General features: G+C 59.4%; 19 protein-coding genes and 1 tRNA gene. 10 read left to right on the top strand and 10 right to left on the bottom strand.

The genetic code is table 11. The annotated features are described in order from the left end of the window. The first annotated feature begins 152 nt into the window (after window positions 1–152). The 3 genes from ACYQ3M_RS10800 to ACYQ3M_RS10790 all read left to right on the top strand — a co-directional run bounded on the left by ACYQ3M_RS10800 (window position 153) and on the right by ACYQ3M_RS10790 (window position 2,959). Window positions 153–599, top strand: a complete 447-nt coding sequence (locus tag ACYQ3M_RS10800; protein WP_460036095.1) for a CBS domain-containing protein — start codon at window positions 153–155, stop codon at window positions 597–599. 76 nt (window positions 600–675) lie between these two features. Continuing rightward, on the top strand, window positions 676–2,076 hold the full coding sequence (gene ppnN, locus ACYQ3M_RS10795; RefSeq protein ID WP_460036094.1) for a nucleotide 5'-monophosphate nucleosidase PpnN: 1,401 nt from the start codon (window positions 676–678) through the stop codon (window positions 2,074–2,076). 28 nt (window positions 2,077–2,104) lie between these two features. After that, window positions 2,105–2,959, top strand: coding sequence for an EcsC family protein (locus tag ACYQ3M_RS10790; protein WP_460036093.1), 855 nt, complete (start codon window positions 2,105–2,107; stop codon window positions 2,957–2,959). Window positions 2,960–2,962: 3 nt separating this feature from the next. On the opposite strand, the gene ACYQ3M_RS10785 is transcribed toward ACYQ3M_RS10790, so the two are convergent. From ACYQ3M_RS10785 to ACYQ3M_RS10765, 5 genes are all read right to left on the bottom strand, one after another. Continuing rightward, window positions 2,963–3,038 (bottom strand) — tRNA-Thr (locus ACYQ3M_RS10785). A 55-nt stretch (window positions 3,039–3,093) separates the two neighbouring features. After that, window positions 3,094–4,125: a YVTN family beta-propeller repeat protein gene (locus tag ACYQ3M_RS10780; protein ID WP_460036092.1), complete on the bottom strand. Its 1,032-nt coding sequence runs from the start codon at window positions 4,123–4,125 to the stop codon at window positions 3,094–3,096. Window positions 4,126–4,130: 5 nt separating this feature from the next. Continuing rightward, the gene (locus ACYQ3M_RS10775) at window positions 4,131–4,700 is read right to left on the bottom strand and encodes an SRPBCC family protein (RefSeq protein ID WP_460036091.1); all 570 of its coding nucleotides are present in this window, start codon (window positions 4,698–4,700) and stop codon (window positions 4,131–4,133) included. Between the two features lie 68 nt (window positions 4,701–4,768). After that, window positions 4,769–5,152, bottom strand: a complete 384-nt coding sequence (locus ACYQ3M_RS10770; RefSeq protein WP_460036090.1) for a gamma-glutamylcyclotransferase family protein — start codon at window positions 5,150–5,152, stop codon at window positions 4,769–4,771. Continuing rightward, window positions 5,133–6,752 (bottom strand): SagB/ThcOx family dehydrogenase, encoded by a 1,620-nt coding sequence (locus ACYQ3M_RS10765; protein WP_460036089.1) that lies wholly within the window; start codon window positions 6,750–6,752, stop codon window positions 5,133–5,135. Before ACYQ3M_RS10765 ends, ACYQ3M_RS10770 begins: the two co-directional genes overlap by 20 nt. Window positions 6,753–6,815: 63 nt before the next feature. On the opposite strand from ACYQ3M_RS10765, the gene rfbD reads away from it, so the two are divergent. The 4 genes from rfbD to dhaL all read left to right on the top strand — a co-directional run bounded on the left by rfbD (window position 6,816) and on the right by dhaL (window position 10,998). Then, window positions 6,816–7,730 (top strand): dTDP-4-dehydrorhamnose reductase, encoded by a 915-nt coding sequence (rfbD, locus tag ACYQ3M_RS10760; RefSeq protein WP_460036088.1) that lies wholly within the window; start codon window positions 6,816–6,818, stop codon window positions 7,728–7,730. A gap of 4 nt (window positions 7,731–7,734) precedes the next feature. Continuing rightward, window positions 7,735–8,223 carry a transcriptional repressor gene (locus ACYQ3M_RS10755; RefSeq protein ID WP_460036087.1) on the top strand — a complete coding sequence of 163 codons (489 nt, stop codon included), beginning with the start codon at window positions 7,735–7,737 and terminating at the stop codon, window positions 8,221–8,223. Between the two features lie 57 nt (window positions 8,224–8,280). Next, window positions 8,281–10,242 carry a TonB-dependent receptor gene (locus ACYQ3M_RS10750; RefSeq protein WP_460036086.1) on the top strand — a complete coding sequence of 654 codons (1,962 nt, stop codon included), beginning with the start codon at window positions 8,281–8,283 and terminating at the stop codon, window positions 10,240–10,242. Window positions 10,243–10,317: 75 nt separating this feature from the next. Continuing rightward, window positions 10,318–10,998 carry a dihydroxyacetone kinase subunit DhaL gene (dhaL, locus tag ACYQ3M_RS10745; protein ID WP_460036085.1) on the top strand — a complete coding sequence of 227 codons (681 nt, stop codon included), beginning with the start codon at window positions 10,318–10,320 and terminating at the stop codon, window positions 10,996–10,998. Here dhaL and dhaK read toward each other — a convergent pair. Further along, window positions 10,943–11,932 (bottom strand): dihydroxyacetone kinase subunit DhaK, encoded by a 990-nt coding sequence (gene dhaK, locus ACYQ3M_RS10740; protein WP_460036084.1) that lies wholly within the window; start codon window positions 11,930–11,932, stop codon window positions 10,943–10,945. The genes dhaL and dhaK overlap by 56 nt on opposite strands. Before the next feature lie 29 nt (window positions 11,933–11,961). After that, window positions 11,962–12,855, bottom strand: coding sequence for an HAD-IIA family hydrolase (locus ACYQ3M_RS10735; protein WP_460036083.1), 894 nt, complete (start codon window positions 12,853–12,855; stop codon window positions 11,962–11,964). A 480-nt stretch (window positions 12,856–13,335) separates the two neighbouring features. Here ACYQ3M_RS10735 and ACYQ3M_RS10730 point away from each other — a divergent pair, with 480 nt between their 5' ends. The 3 genes from ACYQ3M_RS10730 to ACYQ3M_RS10720 are packed head-to-tail and all read left to right on the top strand — an operon-like array spanning window position 13,336 to window position 14,338. Further along, the gene (locus tag ACYQ3M_RS10730) at window positions 13,336–13,530 is read left to right on the top strand and encodes a type II toxin-antitoxin system PemK/MazF family toxin (protein ID WP_460036082.1); all 195 of its coding nucleotides are present in this window, start codon (window positions 13,336–13,338) and stop codon (window positions 13,528–13,530) included. A gap of 35 nt (window positions 13,531–13,565) precedes the next feature. Then, the gene (locus ACYQ3M_RS10725; RefSeq protein WP_460036081.1) at window positions 13,566–13,955 is read left to right on the top strand and encodes a type II toxin-antitoxin system Phd/YefM family antitoxin; all 390 of its coding nucleotides are present in this window, start codon (window positions 13,566–13,568) and stop codon (window positions 13,953–13,955) included. A 53-nt stretch (window positions 13,956–14,008) separates the two neighbouring features. Beyond that, the gene (locus ACYQ3M_RS10720) at window positions 14,009–14,338 is read left to right on the top strand and encodes a type II toxin-antitoxin system VapC family toxin (protein WP_460036080.1); all 330 of its coding nucleotides are present in this window, start codon (window positions 14,009–14,011) and stop codon (window positions 14,336–14,338) included. A 345-nt stretch (window positions 14,339–14,683) separates the two neighbouring features. On the opposite strand, the gene ACYQ3M_RS10715 is transcribed toward ACYQ3M_RS10720, so the two are convergent. From ACYQ3M_RS10715 to ACYQ3M_RS10705, 3 genes are all read right to left on the bottom strand, one after another. Continuing rightward, complete coding sequence (locus ACYQ3M_RS10715; RefSeq protein ID WP_460036079.1) at window positions 14,684–16,678, bottom strand: InlB B-repeat-containing protein; 1,995 nt, start codon at window positions 16,676–16,678, stop codon at window positions 14,684–14,686. Between the two features lie 72 nt (window positions 16,679–16,750). Then, window positions 16,751–17,401 (bottom strand): PEP-CTERM sorting domain-containing protein, encoded by a 651-nt coding sequence (locus ACYQ3M_RS10710; RefSeq protein WP_460036078.1) that lies wholly within the window; start codon window positions 17,399–17,401, stop codon window positions 16,751–16,753. Between the two features lie 269 nt (window positions 17,402–17,670). Next, complete coding sequence (locus tag ACYQ3M_RS10705) at window positions 17,671–19,386, bottom strand: patatin-like phospholipase family protein (protein ID WP_460036077.1); 1,716 nt, start codon at window positions 19,384–19,386, stop codon at window positions 17,671–17,673. Between the last annotated feature and the right edge of the window lie 64 nt (window positions 19,387–19,450).

The raw sequence follows: 19,450 nt of genomic DNA, 5'->3' as shown, positions 1-19,450 counted from the left end.
TACTCTTCCTGATTTAGGATTCAATTTTTCCTATCTTAGCCAGCCCTTGTATAAAATAAGGGCTGGCATTCTTTTATGGTTTTCCTTCTAAGTTAGCGTGCTTTCGCGTATAACCTCTTTTGTTAGAGGAATATCTCTACTTGGGGAAAACGATGATGATCGGCGAAGTCTGTTGCCGGGAGGTGGTCATCGCAAAACGCGATGAACCTTTGATTTTCGCCGCTAGGCTCATGCGTCAATACCACGTCGGCGATGTGGTGGTAGTAGAGGAGCGCGACGGCAAATGCATTCCGATCGGAATCTTGACCGACCGGGACATGGTAGTCAAAGTGTTGGCTCAAGGATTGGATCCTCACCATCTAGCAATAGCCGATGTGATGAGCGTAGGGGTAGAAACCATCGGTGAAACTGAAGAAATTTTTTCAGCTGCTGAGCGAATGCGCGCTTTTGGGATACGCCGCTTGCCGGTGGTAGACAAGGCGGGAGCGTTGGTCGGTATCCTTGCTATGGAAGATGTGATCGATCTGCTCGCCGAAGAGCTACGCGATTTGGCGGCCATCTCTGTGCGTGAGCGGCGTCGGGAGACGTTTCAGGTATAACGTCCGTGTGGCCGTCAATTCTAGGCTATCCACCGAGCGTTTTTCCACAGAGTTATCCACAGGTTAATTGGACTTGATGACCGTCCAAACCCTAAATCAACCGGCGTTATCCTTGGTTGAAGGACCAATCCAAGTAGCTCCGGATGGCCCTTTGGAGATCCTGTCCAAAAAGGAAATCAGCCGTCTGCTCGACAGCGCGCATACCGAATTGTTTGAAACCTTTCGCAAGTGCGCTTTGGCTGTTCTCAACTGCGGTAATCCCGTGGATAACTCCAAAGCAGTGTTTGAGCGCTACCGTGATTTTGCAATCTACATCCGGCAACAGGAACGCGGTATTAAACTGGAACTGGTCAACGCACCGGCTTCGGCATTTGTAGATGGCAAGATGATCAAAGGCATCCGCGAGCATTTATTTGCGGTGCTGCGCGATATCGTTTACACCAATCAACAAATCGTTGAAAGCGGAGCGTTCGACCTGAATCGATCGAGCGATATCACCAATGCGGTGTTTCATATCCTGCGCAACGCGCAGGCGCTAATTCCAAAACAGCCTCCGGATATGGTGGTTTGTTGGGGTGGTCACGCCGTAAGTGCGGTCGAATACGACTACAGCAAGCGGGTTGGCTACGAACTCGGGCTGCGGGGCCTAAACATCTGCACCGGCTGTGGTCCGGGAGCGATGAAAGGACCGATGAAAGGCGCCGCGATCGGACACGCCAAGCAACGCATCTATGATGGACGTTATTTAGGAATTTCAGAGCCGGGCATTATTGCCGCCGAACCCCCTAATCCTATCGTCAATTCTTTAGTCGTGATGCCCGACATCGAGAAGCGCCTAGAGGCGTTTGTGCGGGTTGGACACGGCGTCGTCGTCTTTCCCGGCGGAGTGGGCACCTTCGAAGAAATTCTGTATATCTTAGGGATATTGCTGCATCCGGCCAATGCCGAGCTGCCCTTTCCTTTAGTCTTCACGGGTCCGATCGAAAGCGCCGATTATTTCCGCCGTATCGACGAGTTTCTGCGTGCGACTTTAGGAGAGTCGGTGCGCGCGCGTTATCGGATCGTCCTGGGCGATCCTGAAGAAGTCGCGCGTGTCATGCGCCAGGGGCTGGATGAGGTGCATCGTTATCGCCATCATACACACGATGCCTATTATTTTAACTGGCGGCTGACGATCGCCCCCGCTTTCCAGAAGCCCTTTTTACCTAGCCACGAGGCGATGGCAAGTTTGCGCCTGAGCTCGGATCTGCCGCCGCATGAATTGGCGGCGGAGCTTAGGCGGGCGTTTTCCGGCATCGTCGCCGCCAACGTCAAGGAACAAGGGATAACCCAAGTTGAACAGAAGGGACCGTTTGAAATCCGGGGCGAGGCTAAGATCTTAAGGCCGCTCGAGAAACTTCTCGCCGATTTGGTGGCGCAAAAACGAATGCGGTTGGCCGATCATTACGAGCCGACTTATCGGTTAATCCCGATGTAAGCGCTTTGGATCCTTCTGAGAGGCAGTCATGAACGAAATCGTCGCCTTGCCGGCGAATTGGATCCAGTGGCAGCGTGCTCCGCTGACCGCTGCAGATTATCAAAGGTTGGCGGAGGCGATGCGGTTCTTGGAAAATCCCGGCTTGGTGGCGCGTCTTTCCAATTCCATTGGCATGCCGGTCGAACGCGCCCTAGCGCATCTCCCCAAGGAATGGGTCAAACCGATCAACTACTTAACTCGGGAAGCGCTTAGCAGAGCTTGGGAAGTGGCTCTTTGGACCTTGCCAAGCGCTAAAATTTCCCACTCGGCTCACAAAGTTTTGGCGGGTTTGAGCGGAGCCTTAGGTGGGAGCTTCGGCCTTCCGAGCTTGGCTTTAGAGCTTCCTGTTTCGGCGACCTTGATGCTGCGCGCCATCGCTGCCACTGCGCGGGAGTTGGGCGAAGACTTGCGCGATCCGGAAGCCAAGTTGGCGTGTCTGGAAGTCTTTGCCTTAGGGGGCAAAGCAAAAACCGGCGATGCTGCCGAAACTGGGTATTATGCGGTGCGTGCGGCTTTGGCTAAAGCCTTGGAGGAATCTTTAAGACACCTGATGAAAAAAGGCCTAGCTAAGGAAAGCGCCCCAGTGTTGATCAAGCTCATTGACGCCATCGCCCAGCGCTTTAGCGTCCAAGTCACGCAAAAATTTGCCCTGCAAACCCTCCCTGCCATTGGCGCAGTCAGCGGCGCAGCCATCAATTTCATATTCATGGACCACTTTCAGAAAACTGCCCAAGCGCATTTTACCCTCCGCCAACTGGAGAGGATTTACGGCCGCGAACGGATCCGCCAAGCTTATGTAGAGTTACGCTTGGCCGACGAAGACAGCTCCGCAAGGCGGGTTTAGGGATGGAGCCGGTAAGCGGACTCGAACCGCTGACCTACTGATTACGAATCAGTTGCTCTACCGACTGAGCTATACCGGCGCTGAATTTTTAAATTATAAAGTTTTGATTATCCGATTCAAGTCCAAGCGAGAGCCTAGCCGCTTTGAGCAGGTGGCCGGGTCTTGGATGTGCGTGCTGTTGAAGGAATGGGCGCGCTTTGGCTCACCGGGGCGATGAACTGACCGAAAGCCCGGCTGCCATCCCCGGTAGGGATGGTTGTCAAGAGCTGCAATTTAACCGCATCGATCACCGACACCGAATTGCTGAACCAGTTGGCCACGTATACCCTACGGCCATCGGGGTGGGCGGCGATCCCTTCCGGGTATTCGCCTACCTCCAGGGTATCGATTACCTCCAGCCGTTCGGCGTCGATTACCGAGACGGTATCGTCGTACTGGTTGGTAACGAACACTCGCCTGCCCCCATCCGCCAAAGCGAGCGCGTAAGGGCGCTCGCCCACGCGCAGGGTTTGGATCGGTTTTAAAGTCGAAGCTTCCAACACGCTCACGTCGTTGCTTAAAACGTTGGCGGTATACAAGCGGTTTCTGGCCTCGTCCAGGGCAATCCCGAAAGGATGCTGACCTACCGTCTGGGTAGCAAGGACTTTCAGGTCTTTAGCGTCGATCAGGGAGACCGAATCGCTGTCGCGATTGGCGACATATACCCGCCGATCGTCGGAACTCACGACCAGTCCGGAAGGAGATTTGCCCACCGGGATCTTAGCGAGGACCTTACGCGCCGAAAGGTCCAGAACGCTGACGTAGTGTTCATACCAATCGGCCACATAACCGCGCTTGCCGGTAGAATCGACCGCTGCCCCCAACGGGCCCTCACCGAGCGGGATGGAGCCCATCACGGCAAGGGTTTCGCCGTCGATCAGGGTGACGTCCTTGCCGGCGGAATTGGTCACCAAGACCGTGCGACCGTCCCCGCTGACCGCGACCCCTGCCGGCTTGGAGCCTACTTTTAAGGTTTTGACTACGCGGTCTTGGGCCGTGTCGATGACCGATACGCTGTCTTCCCCTTGGTTAGTAATGAACGCGTAGGGCTTCGCCTGCGCAAGGCTAACCCCAAACGCCAAGGCGACGGGTGCGGCTAAGGTGGACAGCCAGGGAGACCGGGACATAAGCTTTAAGGTTTCTCCAACAACTGCTTTAAATTGTCCAAACCGCTGCGAAAGAAATCGGTAATCGCTCGGATGGCGGCTTCCTCGTTCATCTCCGGCGGCGGGTTGTTGTTCATATAGGCGCGGTAGAAAGCCCCCTTCCAGATCACTACCGCTTTGTCGCCTTGCTTTTTTACCTCGAGGCTGCCGGAGAAGTTTGCCACCGGCAAGACCGGCACTTGGATTTCTTGACTGGCGTGGACGATGGTCTTGGCAGCGCTCATATCGTCCACGTTGAATTTGTAGGAATACGCCATCTTGGCGTCGTTACGGCCTTTCAACTCTTCGACGACCCAACCGCCCCCACTCAGGGTGAGCTTGTACTTCTTGTTAGAGGCTCCTTCAGCGGTGCAGTCGCTGACCTTAGGGTGCCATTGTTTGATGCTGCAGAACTCCTTGACGGTCTCCCACACCTTTTCTGCCGGAGCGTTGATGGTCACCTTTTCTTCGACTTTCTGCCGCACTGGGCCATGAGCTGTGGCCGACGCGGACCAAACCAAAACCAGCAAGGGAAAGACAGCCGACAACTTACGCATAAAGCCTCCAATTGTGAACATAAATTTTTTAATAATGCCAAGTTTTTTCTGGCAAAACAAGCATAAGCTTATTTTGAAAGAACCGGCAGGCGCGGCAGCCGCAAGAGTCGGCTCTTTAGCGCGAGCCGTCGCCGGTCGCGCCAGCAATATACCCAAGCGCGACGCTTTCTGCCCTGCGCTTGCACCCAAACCAGCCGCCGCTCGTATTCTGTTCCTTCGTAGCGGTCCAGCCGTTCTAGATCACGCGGCCTAAGCCCAAGCAGCAGTTCCCCTACGGTTTTCTGGCCCGGAGCACGCACCAGGCCGGGGTATGGGGAACCGGCCACCTGCACGCTGGCAAATCCTTCGAGCCAAGCCGGAACGGTCTTGATCTCCCGGCCAAGCAGCCGTCTTCTGAGGCGCTTGGAGCGCAGCGATCCGTACCCAAACAATTCAGAGATAGTAATAGGCATCGAGGCGCTCAAGCCTTGGGTCTTCCAACCCGCCGCCTACGGTGAAATGATACAGCACCTGCAAGACCTCATCGGACAAGCCGAACAACTCGTGCACCGGGTCGTCGAAAAAACACCCAATTCCCGTGCCGCGCAGGCCCGCCGCTTCGGCTTCCAAATACAGCAATTGCCCCAACGCCCCAGCCTCCATGTGCAGGCGGGCGTACTCCCATCCCGACCGCTTCAGGCGCCCTTCAAACTCAGCCAGCATCGACACTGCAAACGCGCCGTCGGCGGCGATGTCTTGGTGGCAGCTGAGCGCTTTGGCCAGTTCGCGAACATCGCCCTCAGCCAAAAGATAAAACGGCAGTTCCTCCGGGAAGATAGTAAGTTTTTGCCACCGCCAGGTTCGGCTCGTTGCCTGGCGAAATAGCTCCAATCCCGCCTCAGAACGCGCCAGCAAATACAACCCCGCCGGCAGACCTTCCACCCGGTGCAGGTAAAACCCAAGGTGCACCGCAGGCTCCCTTCCTAAGGCCGCCACCGGCAGCCCGCCCTGCCACAGCCTGAAGACGAGGCGCTTAAAATCGGCGCAAGCTATGGGCGTTACCCTGTCCATCCGCTGCACGCTGCGGCGCTGACGAATCAGCCAGCGCGCCCCAATTGGCCGCTGCGGCAGCGGTGGAATGGCCCGGCCGGAGGGCGGGGTGATTTCGATACGCTCGCAATGCAAAGCCTTGGCCGTTTCCTCAAGAATCGGCCAAGGCCGATGAGAGGGGCTTAAAACGTTCGGAGGGTTGGGTCTAAGATGGCGGGCAAGCTCTTGCACCTTGGCCGCGTCCAGTCGCCAATCGGCCACCGCCGGCCAGTTTACACGGCCTTCGGGAAACACCGCCACCAGGCAATCGGGATGTTCGGCTTCAGGTCCGGTCTGCCGGTCGACACCGAGAAGCTGCGCCAGTTTCTCAGGCGCCACCTCGGGGAGCAAAGCGACGGACCAACCCAAACACGCGGCGCTGTAAGCCAAAGCCGCCAGCGCGTGGCCCAAGTCCAGCAGGCAATACCGCAACGCGCGCTCGCCGTACTTCCAGCTCTCGCGCCAGACAATCGAAGTCAGCCCCACCAACGCTGCCGAACTCGGCAAAGGTGCGATCAGCCCCGCCCAGTCGCAACTTAAGTGTTCGGCGCGCAGCTCCAGGCTGTGATCGTAAGGCTGATAGTGGAACAGGGCCGGGTGTTGGCTCAGACCGGCGACCGCGTCGGTCAAAAGGTAAACCTCGGTGGGGTGGAGATTGCCGCTGGAAGGATTGCACCGAAGCGCCCAGCGCGATCCCCCCGCCGACTTCCAGGCCGATAAGGCAAAGCTGTGGAAAAACAAATCGGCCAGCGTCTTGGCGTTCACCGGCGCGCTAGGCATTTCCCCGTACAGGGCGTCGAACGCAGGAGGCGCGTTGGGGTCCGCCTCGTATCGGCGCAGGGGCAATCGCGGCGCGCCCTGATAGTACCGAAACGGTTCCGGCTGGGTGTCCCAATCGAGGTAGCCTGGCCCGGCAGCATAGCGGTGGAAGTGGTGCTTGGTGCGCCGGTGATAATCGATGAGCGCCGTGTACGGTCTGGACATGCGTATCTTAGTTTACCACCCTTTGCGTTTCCCTTTAAAATGGGCTGGATTCACGGAGGTTTTATGCCCACGGTGTTGCTCATCGGTCGCGAGGGCCAACTGGCGTTCGAATTGCGCCGCTGCCTGCGGCCCCTAGGCCAAGTCATCGCCCTAGACCGCCGCACCGAGCCGGCGATCGACCTGGCGGATGGTCACACTGTCGCCCGCGCTGTGCGCCAGGTCCGCCCGGACCTCATTGTCAACGCCGCGGCCTACACCGCGGTGGATCGGGCCGAATCCGAGCCGGACTTGGCTTATCGGGTTAACGCCATTGCCCCCGGCCTGCTCGCCGAGGAAGCCAAGCGCCTTGGCGCCGGGTTGATCCATTACTCCACCGACTACGTGTTTGCCGGCGATCGCGACCGCCCTTACCGGGAAGACGATCCTACCGGCCCTTGTTCGGTCTATGGCTGCAGCAAACTGGCAGGCGAAGAAGCCATCCGCGCCAGCGGCGCTGATCATTGGATCTTGCGCACGGCGTGGGTCTACGGCCACCGCGGCAAAAATTTCCTCAAGACCATGCTCCGCCTGCTGCAGGAGCGCGAGTCGGTCAGGGTGGTAGCCGATCAACGCGGCGCCCCCACCTGGAGCCGAATGATCGCCGCCGCCACCGCCCTGATGCTGGCCCGGACGCGCTTAACTTTAAGGGGAACCACCGGCACCTATCACCTCACCTGCCGCGGCCAGACCACCTGGCACGGTTTCGCCTGCGAGATCCGCCGCCAGGCGATTGCTCTTGGAATCCTGCCGGAGAACGCGGCGCGCGTTCAGGCCATCGCCACCCAAGACTACCCTACCCCGGCCCGCCGCCCCCCGTATTCGGTCCTAGATACGGCGCGCGTTGAGGAGGTTTTCGGCGTCTGCTTGCCGGAATGGCAGGAGGCTTTGGCCTTATGCCTAGAAGAATGGCCGACCCGTCCTCCTGGGGACGAGGGATGACCCGATGGTTAAACCTTTGCACGATCACGCGCACTGCGTTCAGGAAGCCTTGAGCCTGGCTGAGAAACTCTGCCGGGAGCGGGGCGTGCGCCTGACTCCTCTGCGGCGCCGGGTGTTAGAACTGATTTGGGAAGACCACCGGGCGGTCAAGGCCTACGACCTGCTCGGTCGGATCCAACCCCTGCGTTCGGCCAAACCGGCCACCGTCTACCGAGCGCTCGAGTTTCTCCTCGCCCAGGGGCTGATCCACAAACTCGCAAGCCAAAACGCCTTCATCGGCTGCGGCTGCGGCGATCGCCCGCACCGGGTGCTGCTGTTGATCTGCACTGGCTGCGGGAAAGTGGCGGAATTGCCCGCCCCGGGCGTTATGACCGCTGTGACCGATGCCCTCGAGCAAGTCGGCTTTTTGCCCCAGCAGCAGGCCATCGAGATCGCCGGCCTGTGCGCCGAGTGCACAAAGCCTCTCGCGACAGAACCGAGCAAAAAGCGTTGATCTGTTATCGCAATTAAAGTTACGATATAACATATCGTAAAGATGGATGGAAGGATCATGCAGAGGCTCAAGCCCGCGTTGTTGGCGCTTGGAATTTTGGGCGGCACGGCGATCGCTCGCGAAACGGTGGTCGAACTGACCCCGCTGACGGTCACCGCGGCCCATGAACGCGGCGCTGGGCGCACGCTGTTGGAACAAGAAGTCTTCCGGCATAGCTTGCGCCGCACTTTGGGGGAAGCGCTTGAGCAACTGCCAGGCTTTGCCAATCAGTCCTTCGGGCCCGGGGTGGGTCTGCCGGTGATCCGCGGTCAGAGCGGGCCCAGAATCCGGGTGCTGCAGAACGCGCTGGGCGTCAACGACCTCTCCCAGATCAGCCCCGACCACGCGCTCGGTGTGGAGCCTTTGCTCGCCGAGCAAATCGAGGTGCTGCACGGCCCGGCGGCGCTGCGTTACGGCAGCGGCATCGTCGGTGGCCTGATCAACGTGCTCGACGGCCGCATCCCCGAGCAGCGCTCTACTCAGCCGCTTAGCGGCCAGGGTGGATATCAATACGATTCGACCGCCGATGAGCACGCCGGCAGCGCGCGCTTGACCTTCGGATGGGGACCCTGGGTGTTGCGCGCGGACGGCGTGCGGCGGGCGCGCGGCGATCTCGCCACCGGCTCGGGCAGGCTCGCGGGAACCGATGGCGACGATCGCAGCGGCAGCGTCGGGCTCTCTTGGGTAAAAGATTGGGGCTTTGTCGGCGCCAGCCTCCAGCGCTTGGAGAAAACCTACGGCGTCCCTTTCTTGGCCGAATTTGGAGGCGATATGGATCCCGAGCACGATCAGAACTCTGCGCACGGCAAGATCCACATCGCGCTCAAACAAAATCGCCATGACTTTCGATCGGGAATCCGCTCGCCGTGGGGCTGGGCGGAAGAAGTGCGTTTGGCTTACAGCCACGCCGATTACCGCCATTTGGAAATGGAAGGCGGCGTGCGCGGGACGCTGTGGACCCAGAAAAACCACGAAAGCCGCCTGGAGGTCAACCACGTTCCGCTCGGGCCTGCGCGCGGCAGCTTCGGCCTGCAGGTGCACCACGCCGGCCTTGAAGCGCGGGGCGAGGAGGCGGTGGTTCCGCGAACCGAGCGCGAGAGCTATGCCGCGTTCGTCCACGAGCATTTGGATTTTTGGCCGTGGGAGATGGATCTCGGCGCGCGGGTGGAACACCTGCAGACCCAAGCCCAAGGCTTTGGGTTAAGGCGCGATCTGCCGGTCAGCGGCGCGGCCAGCCTGAGCTTCAACGCCGCCGAGCACCATCGCCTGACCCTGGCGTTCACCTCCACGCAGCGCCCGCCGGCGCCGCAGGAGCTGTATTCCTTCGGCGTCCATCAAGCCAGCCAAGCGTTCGAGATCGGCGATCCGGGCTTAAACCTAGAACATTCCAACTTGCTCGAACTGGGCTATCGCTTCGAGCACCCCAAACTGACCGCGGAGGTCAACGTTTTTCACTACTGGGTGGGCAATTTCATCTTTTTCCGCAACACCGGCCGCAAGGATGAGGAATCGGGCCTGCCTGTCCTGACCGCCGCGCAGCAAGACGCGATATTCAAAGGCTTTGAGGCAAAGCTCGATTTTCCCCTGCTGGTCACCGCCTACGGCGAGCTCGACTTGATCTTGTTCAGCGACTACACCCGCGCAAGGTTCCAGGACGGGAGCGACGTGCCTAGGATGCCGCCGTGGCGCTATGGGTTCGAGGTGAAATGGCGCGCCGAGCGGGGCGAGGTCTTCCTGCGCCTGACCCGCGCCGAACCCCAGGATCATCCCGGGGCTGGCGAAGCGCCTACCCCGAGCTACGTTTTGCTCAACTTAGGCGGCGAATACCGCCTCCCTACCCACGAGCGGCTTGAGCTTGCCTTGTTTGCCCGGGCCACCAATCTGCTCGACCAGACCGTGCGCAATTCGACCTCGTTCCTGCGCACCGTAGCGCCCGAACCGGGACGCGGCGCGCAGGTAGGCGTGCGGGTCGGGTTCTGAGCGCCGCGCATTTGCGGTCGATTGAGCTTAGCTGCTAAGCTACGCGCTCGTCGGGTGATCTGAAGGAGTTTTGCCATGGACCTTAAGCCCTGCATTTTGCCGGACCTGATCGAGGCCGCTTCTCAAGCCATCGAGGCCCACGCCGAGGAAGTTTCCGCTCTTGACCGCGCGCTCGGCGACGGCGATCACCTCACCAACTTAAGGCGCGGCTTGAAAGCCTTGCGCGACCAGCGCGAACAACTGGCGCAGGCGAGCGATTGGGGTGCGGCGCTCATCCAGCTCGGCACGACGCTGATGTCCACGGTGGGCGGGGCCTCCGGGTCGCTTTACGGAACGCTGTTTCTCTCCTTAGGTAAAGCGCTTCAGAGGGCTTCTTTAGAGCTTGAGGCGTTTGCCCGAGCCTTCTCTGAAGCGGTGGAGGCGGTCAAACGCCGCGGCAAGACCCAGGTGGGCGAAAAAACCTTGGTCGATACGCTGCAGCCTACCGCAGAGGCTTTGCTCGCCACCGCGCAGTCTTCGGCCTCCGCGCCAGCGATCGCCGCCCAAGTCAAAGCCGCGGCCATTCGGGGGATGGAATCGACCCGCGAGCTGCTTGCCAGCAAAGGCCGCGCCTCTTACTTGGGCGAGCGCGCCCGCGGCATCGTCGATGCCGGCGCCCGGACCGCGCAGCTTATGATCTGCGCCGTTGCCGACGCCCTAGTCAGCAGCCCCAGCGCAGCGCCGGGGTGTGGACGGGAGCGTCCCACAGCCGGGTGAGTTCCTCGTCGAGCAGCGTCAGGCTCAAAGAGCAGCCGGCCATGTCCAACGCCGTGGTGTAGTTGCCTACCAGCGAGCGGCGGATCTCGAGGCCGCGCTGCTGCCAGAATTCATACGCCAACTCGTAGACCAGATACAGCTCCATCAAGGTGGTCGCTCCCAGCCCGTTGACCATCAACAAGACGGGCTGGCCGCGCGCGGGTTTGAGCTCGTCGGCGATCGCCTCGGCCAGCATTTTCACGATTTCGGTCGCGTTGGTGAAATCGATGAGCTCGCGCCCGTGTTCGCCGTGGATGCCTACGCCCAGTTCGATCTTGTCCGCCGGCAAGGTGAAGGTGGGGCCGCCCAAGGCCGGAACGTTGCAGCCGCTCAAGGCCACAGCCAGGGTGGCGGTGCGTTCGGCGACCTTATCGCCCAAAGATTTTAAGCTAGCAAGATCGGCGCCCGCTTCAGCCGCGGCGCCCACGATCTTTTCCACGATCACCGTGCCGGCCACGCCGCGCCGGCCGATGTCGTGCTCCTTGGGTAGGGCGATGTCGTCCTGCACCAAGACCACTTTGACCGGACAGTCGAGCATCTCCACCGCTATGTCGAAGTTCATCACGTCGCCGGCGTAGTTCTTGACGATGAACAACACGCCGCGGCCGTTTTCCACCGCCCGAGCAGCGGCGAGCATTTGGTCCGGCGTAGGCGAGGTGAAAACCTGGCCAGGACAGGCCGCATCCAGCATACCCTTGCCGACAAAGCCGATGTGCAGCGGCTCGTGCCCCGACCCACCGCCGGAGATCACCGCCACTTTGGGGGAGGTGGCCGGATGCTTGCGCTTGATAAAGCAGGGTTTGGGGTTGAGTTCGATAAGATCCGCGTGGGCTTTGGCAAACCCCTTAAGGCTCTCCTCGAGCAAGGTGTCGACGTGGTTGAGAAACTTTTTCATCGCTCTCCTCCTCGCGCTCTTTGCCCCATTCAACTCGATTCCCGGGTTTCCCGCAATACTTTTGTCAGCGCGCGGATGTCGGGCAGGATCCAATCCGGGCGGTAATCGACGGCGGCCAAATCCTCCGCGCGCGAAATGCCGCTGAGGACCAAGAGGCTTGGAATACCGGCGCGGACTGCGCCCAAAATGTCGGTCTCTAACCGGTCGCCGACCGCCACCACCTGCTGCGGTTCGAGTTTGAGGCGGGAAAGCGCCTGTTGGTACATGATCGGTTCCGGTTTGCCGACGATCAAAGGCTCGATCCCGGTGGCGCAGGTCAAAGCCGCGAGGATGGCGCCGTTGCCGTGGGTGATGCCAAACTCGGTCGGGAAGGTGGTGTCGGCGTTGGTGCCGACAAACGCCGCCCCCAAGTTGAGGTTCAAAGTGGCGGTGGCGAGCTTGTCCCAGGTCAGGGTTTCGTCCTTGCCCACCACCACCACGTCGGCGCGGAAGTCTCGGGTTTCTTTATGGCTCTTGGTCAAGGTGAAGCCCGCCTCGCGCAAGGGGCCGAGCAAGCCTTCTTCGCCTATGGCGTACACGCGCGTGGTTTTGGGATCGTAGCGTTCGGCCAGATAACAGGCGGTGGCGATGCCGGAGGTGAGGATTTCCTCTGGACCCACTTCTACCCCCATGCGCTTTAGCTTGGCCACGTAGCTTTCCGGCGTGGCGCTGGCGTTGTTGGTCGCCAGGATGAAGGAAAGCCTCAAGGCGCGCAGGGTGGTAAAGAATTCTTTCAAGCCCGGAAGGGGGGTATTGCCGTGCCACAGCACCCCGTCCATGTCGATGATCAAGGCGCGGATGTTAGTCAATAAAGGCAATTTTGCGTACACTGGGTGAAACGTTTTCAATTTGCGCCGCTTGCGAGTATAAATGATTTTCGCCATGATTCGACCTAAACTTCTCCCCCATTACACCATAGCCTCCGTCATTGGGGGGGAATGGGAGCGGATCCGAGGCATTCCCTATTGGCTCCCAGTCCGACCGTTTCCCACCAGCGGCACTGAGTATGGCCATCAGCCGTCAGCTTGCCGAGCTTCTTGAGGCGTGTTCCGATTGCCTGGTGCTGGACGAGACCGACTGGATTGTCTCCGAAGACACCGTAGTGCGGCCCGACGTCATGGTAATTTGCGGGCAAATCCACGGGGACTATCCTACAAAGGCCCCTGCGCTATCCGCACCACCTCCGCCAGCGCCGGAGTCTTCGGCGCGACGGCGGGCCCACGATAGCTCCTCAAAGGTTGGGAACTACGGTCCAGTCGTCGTGCCGCTTGGGCCGGATCGCGACTCGGGAGTCGATGAAGATAGGCATACCACTAGGGCCGCCGCCGGATAGTCGGAAGGGTTTTTAACTGCTCGCTAAGGACTTGCACACGGTTGTGTTTTTCCGGTTGGGCGTGTTCCCGGACGACAGGAATGGCCTGGAGAAGCCGAGTCAGATCACGGTGGACAAGATTCTGACGGTGCCCAGGGAGAAGGTGGGCCGGGTAATCGGGCGTCTCGATGACCGGACGATGGTCGAGGTCAATCGGGCATTGGCGGTCTTCCTGGGGATGGACTAACCAGGCCTCCCGGACGAATCCATGAAGCGCAGGCCTTGAACGAACTCGAAGGGCGCCACGATCCGGTTTTTCCCCACGCTGCCATTGCTGCGGTGAAAAACCTTTTGCCCCGCTCCATAGGAAGACCTAGACTTAGTCTAGGTGAAAAAACCGGGATCCACTCCATGCAGCAGGTCAACATCCACTACGCCAAGACCCTTTTTTCCAGACTGCTCGAAGCCGTCGAGCGGGGCGAGGAAATCATCATCGCCCGCAGCGGCAAACCGGTCGCCAGACTCTGTCCGCCCCGCAAATGGCATACTCCCCGCCGGCCCGGCGGCCTCCAAGGCAAGATCCGGGTCGAGAAGGACTTCGACCAGACGCCCAAGGAAGTGATCGACGCCTATTACGGGAGCGAACTGTTCCCGCCGGGGAAAGCAAAGTGAGGCTGCTGCTCGACACCCACGCTCTGATCTGGTAGCTGACGGACGATCCGGCCTTGCCTGAGGCGGCCCGAGACGCCATTACCCTGCCCGAGAACGAGGTTTATGTCAGTCACGTCAGCGCCTGGGAAATCGCGGTCAAGCGGCAACTGGGGAAGATAAAATTCCCCCGGGAGGACTTCGAGGACATCCTGGCCGCCAACCAGTTCGAGCCGCTGCCGATCCGCCTGACGCACATCCTCGCCCTCGGCAACCTCCCCATGCACCACCGCGACCCTTTCGACCGCTTGCTGGTGGCCCAGGCGGGCAACGACAACCTGATCCTGGTCAGCGGCGACCGCCAGATGGCTGCTTACGGAGTTCGCCTGCTGTGGAGCGCGATGTAAGGGACCCATGGATCGGCCGGAACCGGAACTGGCCAACAAGAAGCTCTTGCTGTCGATGAGCGTTTAAACGCTTCCTCATTGCTTTTGCTACTCGACCCACGCCCAATTGTAGGCAAAGCGCGCCCCCTTTCCAGATGCCATTTTCATGGAAAGCGATTTGAGCTTTGAGAAAAGCGGCGCCGCGCTTTCTCTAAAGTGTTTAGCGCGGCTAGGGACGCTGTTGTCGATGGGCCGCTGGACCACGTTGCGGCTGGATTTGTACTCGTTGAAACAGCCGCAATCAGGCTGTCCCAGCGCTGCAGATCATGAAAACATGGCCTGCAGCGCCGATCTCTTTTCTGCCGCTTAGTGCAGCAGCGGCAGCTGCTCTACCTCTACTTTTATTCCGAAGGTGAGCGGCCTTCTCTGAAGCTCAAAGTTTATCCTCAGGTTATGCCTCTCGCCTGCACCAAGAACGCCTTCTTCCGGCACGATGATGAAGTAGGGATCGCCCGCTTCCGTGTAGCCGTCCGGGTCGCGTCCCACTCCAACCCCTGGCTTCACTGAAATGCTCGGGTCGGTAATCACCAGCCGGACCGGCCCTGCGATGGCATCCCCTAGGTTCTCCACCGCGACCTGGATGAAGAAAACCCGGCGAATTCTGTCGTAAAGGGGTCGGGTGGAGTAGGTGATATTGAGCCGATCCGTGATATCGACCCAGGAGCCAATAAACTCAGCGGTGCAGGTCTTGTCGGCGTCCAGGGTGACTACCCCATCAGAACAATCTGCATCCCCACTCCAGCCGGCAAAGGTGGAACCTGGATCCGGGCTGGCGGTGAGGGGGACGACGGTGCCTTGGGGATAGGCCTCGCTGCAATCACTACCGCAGTTGATGCCTCCATCATCGCTGGTCACCGTGCCGTTGCCTGTGCCCGCCTTGGTGACGGTGAGGGTGTGGGTCGGCGGTGTGCCTTCACACTGGGTTGTCACAGTGGCGGCGGTGTCCATGGGGGTGATACTCACGGAGTTGACATTGAGGTAAGAGATGGACACCAGGGGGGCAGCGGGTATCTCTGGAGTCGCCGACGAGGCCGCAGGAGTGGCGCTGGTATCCATCCACAGGTCAGAGGTGCAACCCCAGATATTTCCGTTCCTGTCCAGTTTCAGGACCGAGACAACACCTACGCCAAAAGACCAAGTGCGACCTACTGCAATGTAACCGCCGTCGGAGGTCGGCTGGATGGCATTGGCCTGATCCACGGCCAATCCGCCATAGGCCTTCTGCCACTGGATATCGCCAGTTGCATCCAGTTTGAAGACCCAAGCATCGCTGTCTGTTGCGCCACCTCCGTGATTAAAGGAATAAGAATGCCCTGCCACCACATAGCCGCCGTCGGCAGTCCGCCGCACGGCGTTACCCGAATCGCTGGCCGGTCCGCCATAGGTCTTCTGCCACTGGATATTGCCAGCGGCATCCAATTTCAGGACCCAGGCATCCCAATCGCCTGCGCCAAAGGACTGCGTTGCACCCCCTACGATGTAGCCCCCATCCGGGGTCTGCTGAATGGAGGAGGCATAATCTCTACCTAACCCGCCATAGGCCTTCTGCCACTGCATGTCCCCGTCTGCATCGAGTTTGAAGACCCAGGCGTTCTGGGCACCCTCGTTTCCATATTGAAAACCTATCTGACCAGCCACCACATAGCCCCCGTCGGAGGTCTGCTGGATGTCGCCAGCCCCATCATAGCCTATACCGCCATAAGCCCTCTGCCACTGGATATTTCCATCGGCATCCAACTTTAGGATCCAGGCCTTATAATAACCCGTGCCGCAATGGGTTCCAGCCGCCACGATGTAGCCCCCATCCGAGGTCTGGTGGACGGCGTTTCCCCAGGACGAGGTGAAGGCGCAACCATAGACCTTCATCCACCGCACATTGCCATCTGCGTCCAGCCTGAAGACCAAGAGGTTGTTAACCTCTCCATAATATGCGAAGGCATCGGTAAAACCGGCGACGATGTAGCCCCCGTCTGTGGTCTGCTGGATAGAAGACGCTAGATCCCGACTCCCGGGAACCGCGCTATAGGCTTTCTGCCACTGGATAGTGCCCGTTGCATCCATCTTTAGGACCCACGCATCACGTGAGTTGGTCCAACCGGCTAGCACATAGCCCCCATCGGAGGTCTGCTGGACGGCGAAGGCTTCCTCGCCGGCTGACGTGTCATAGGTCTTGGCCCAGGTGGTGGGACCGGCCTCCACCGCCATAGCGGCAGCGTCGACCGTGAACGTGGCCAGCTCCACCCCCAAGGCAACTAGGACCAGATAGCGCACAAAACGGAAATAAGCTTTGACTTTTTTCATCTCTACCTCCTTTCAAGAGTGCATGGCGATGTCGGAGCCGCCGGCTCCGAAACTGAGCGTCGCCCCTCTCCCTCAAGGCCTCCTGAGTCTTTTCACTCCAAGACCCAAAATTCCGCTTCCCAAGAGAACCAGGCTGGTCGGTTCCGGAACCGAGCCGGGCGCACGTTGGTTGATAGAAATCCCATCGAGCCACAAGGTATCTGGAGTGAAGAGATCGAAATCACTTAGCGTAAAGGCCAGCTCCACATTCTGGCCTCCCCAAGTCCGGGCAAAGCGGGTAATGTCCTGGGTCACCCAAGTGCCCCCTAAAAGGTCCGCATTGGAAACGCCGCTTAACAGGTCCACCGTATCCGTAATACCCAAATCGTAAAGCTGGACCTGTAGGGTGTCCTGCGTGCTATCTGACGGCGTCCACTGGATCCAGAAGGTGATGTCCATGGTCCAGCCCGGTCCTGGCAGGCTGTCCAGGGTAAAGACCTGAAACAGGGTGGCCAGCCAGTCGGTGTCGTCGTTTTGCACCTGGGCCACGTAGCTGGAGCTGGGACCGGCGTGGGGAACAATCGAAAAGTGGGGGTCTAGGTTTGGATCGACGGGGCCGGTGGAGACGAGATCTCCGCTCCACCCTGTGAAATCCCCTGTCTCAAAGTCCCCGTTCGATGGCAGCGCCAAGGCCGGCGCCGTGAGATACAGGGACAGGCAAGTGACAGTCAACGTTTTTTTCATGTCAGTCCCTCCTGGGTAGTTGCAACAGTTAGTCGCATTTCTCTTCTGTAGGCAGACACGAACCTGCCTAATATTTTTACGCAAAACTCATGCCAATATCACCTAAGGTATTGATTTATGAAACTTTCTGATCACTCCGGCCAAGACAAATTTGAGTTTTTTGTAAAAAAAACTGACACCTTTGTGCGCGAGCGCCGGCGACCACGCAACCGGCGCTGATAGTACGCTAACGATCTTAACGGACACAGGACGGCTGGCTCAACCTTCCGCTAGCCTTTCACTCTTGCGAGATAGAGAAAGAGCCGGTCGGCGGTCTGGCGCCAGAGCCAGAGACAAATTCCGACCAGCGTGAGGAAAATAAGCGCCAGAGGCCCAAGAAAGAGGGCGCCCAGGAAGCGCAAGGGTTTGTATTTGCGAAACCAAAGGTCGAGGGGCAGGAAGAAGAGCAGGAGGAAGAGCAGAGTCAGGAGCAAGAGCCAGGCTGGGACCTTGAGGAAAAGGCCCCGGAGCCACCAGAGGAGAGCGACAAAGAAGAACGGAGAGAAGAACAGAGCGGCGGCACCTGCCCACTTGAGCCAGGGGTGCTCCTCGGCGAGGAGGCGGAAGGGCTTGAAGAACTGGTAGCGCCCCACCTCGAGCCGCCTCATGAGCCAGCAGGGTCTCTTCTCGAGCACATCCCGGATCGCCAGGAAGTTCCACTCCTCCTTGGGCGAGTAGTTCTCCCACGCTTCTTCCAGAAGTTGGCTCAAAGCCAGGGTGTAGCCCTGATACATCAAAGAAAAGGCCTCGGCCTCGGAGAAGCTGTCGAGATCGGTCCGAAGGCAAGAGAGGCGATAGACCATGCCTCCGGGACGGTCGACCGGGCCAGGGATTTTGGGAAGGCTTTGGGTCGATGTAACCTCTTGGCGGAGGTGGAAAAAGAAGAGCCTCTGGCACTGGAATTCTTGCCGGACCCGGCAGTAGATCTCCTCCCGGATCTTGTCCATCATCACATCGTTGGCCCTTGAGGCTACCTCAAAGGCCCGCCGGCTGAGGAGGGGTTGGTCTTCGAGCTGGCCAGAACCGTCGCTCACGATCAAATGGGTGCACTTCTCCCGGCAAAGGGCCCCTACCCCCTGGTTGTCGAAGACCCCGCCATCGGCGAGCTCGACCACGATCTCTTCCCCTCTCCGATTTTGGTAGAGCCCCCGGAGGGTCAAGGGGGAAAAGATCGCGGGGACAGCGGCCGAGGCGGCGACCGCCTCGGAAAGCTTGAGCCGGTTGAGCACTTCTCGGACTGAGCCCACGTCCTTGGGCCAGGGAGGACGTTGGCAGTCGTCCTCTTTGTGGCAGCTTCCATCGAATTTGAGGCGCGGCAGGCGGACGTTGGTGTCGATTTCCTTCATGCACTCCCGCTTCGGCGGTGTCTCCCCGACCCAGGCGCCGGTGAAGTGCCAGGGGTGGCCGGTGTTGAGACAGGCGGCGTTGATGATCAGGATCGGGATCTTGAATTTTCGCCTTAGGTTTTCCTGGCGGACGTCGAAGGTCTTGGGAAGATCGGGAGGAAAAATGTGGATATCTTTAAGTAAGATGCCCTTCTGGCAGGCGATGGGGTAGAAGAAGTGCTCGTCTAGGAGCTCGGCAAGCCGGTGGGTGCGGGTGTATTCTTCCAGGCCCATCTTGAAGTTGGAAAAGAGGGAGCCAAAGAGCCGGAGGCGAGGGTTTTTCTGGACCGCCTCGAGGAACTCATTGGTAAGTTCTTGGACGATGCCGACATAGGCCTCATGAGTCGGCTCGGGAAACTTCGGGTGGTTTCCCTCAAGGAGCTTCTTGAGCTTTAAGTAGTAGCAGGCGCCGACGATCGAACCGCCGGAGACGGTCGAGATTACTTCGATCCGCGAAAGCAATCTCCTTTCGGCCAGCGCCGCCAAGACGCCAAGATGGAAAAGGGCGGCCCGGAAGCCGCCGCCAGAGAGAGCAAGGCCCAGTTTTTTCTCTTTTTCCATTTTCTTTTCTCTGTCTTTTCTCTGAAGGTCATGATTTTTTTTACAGCCCCCCACTGTCAGGGCA

The organism is Methylothermus subterraneus, assembly GCF_054656915.1.
The sequence above is the reverse complement of the archived record's forward strand: the minus strand, read 5'-3'. Positions and strand labels throughout refer to the sequence as shown.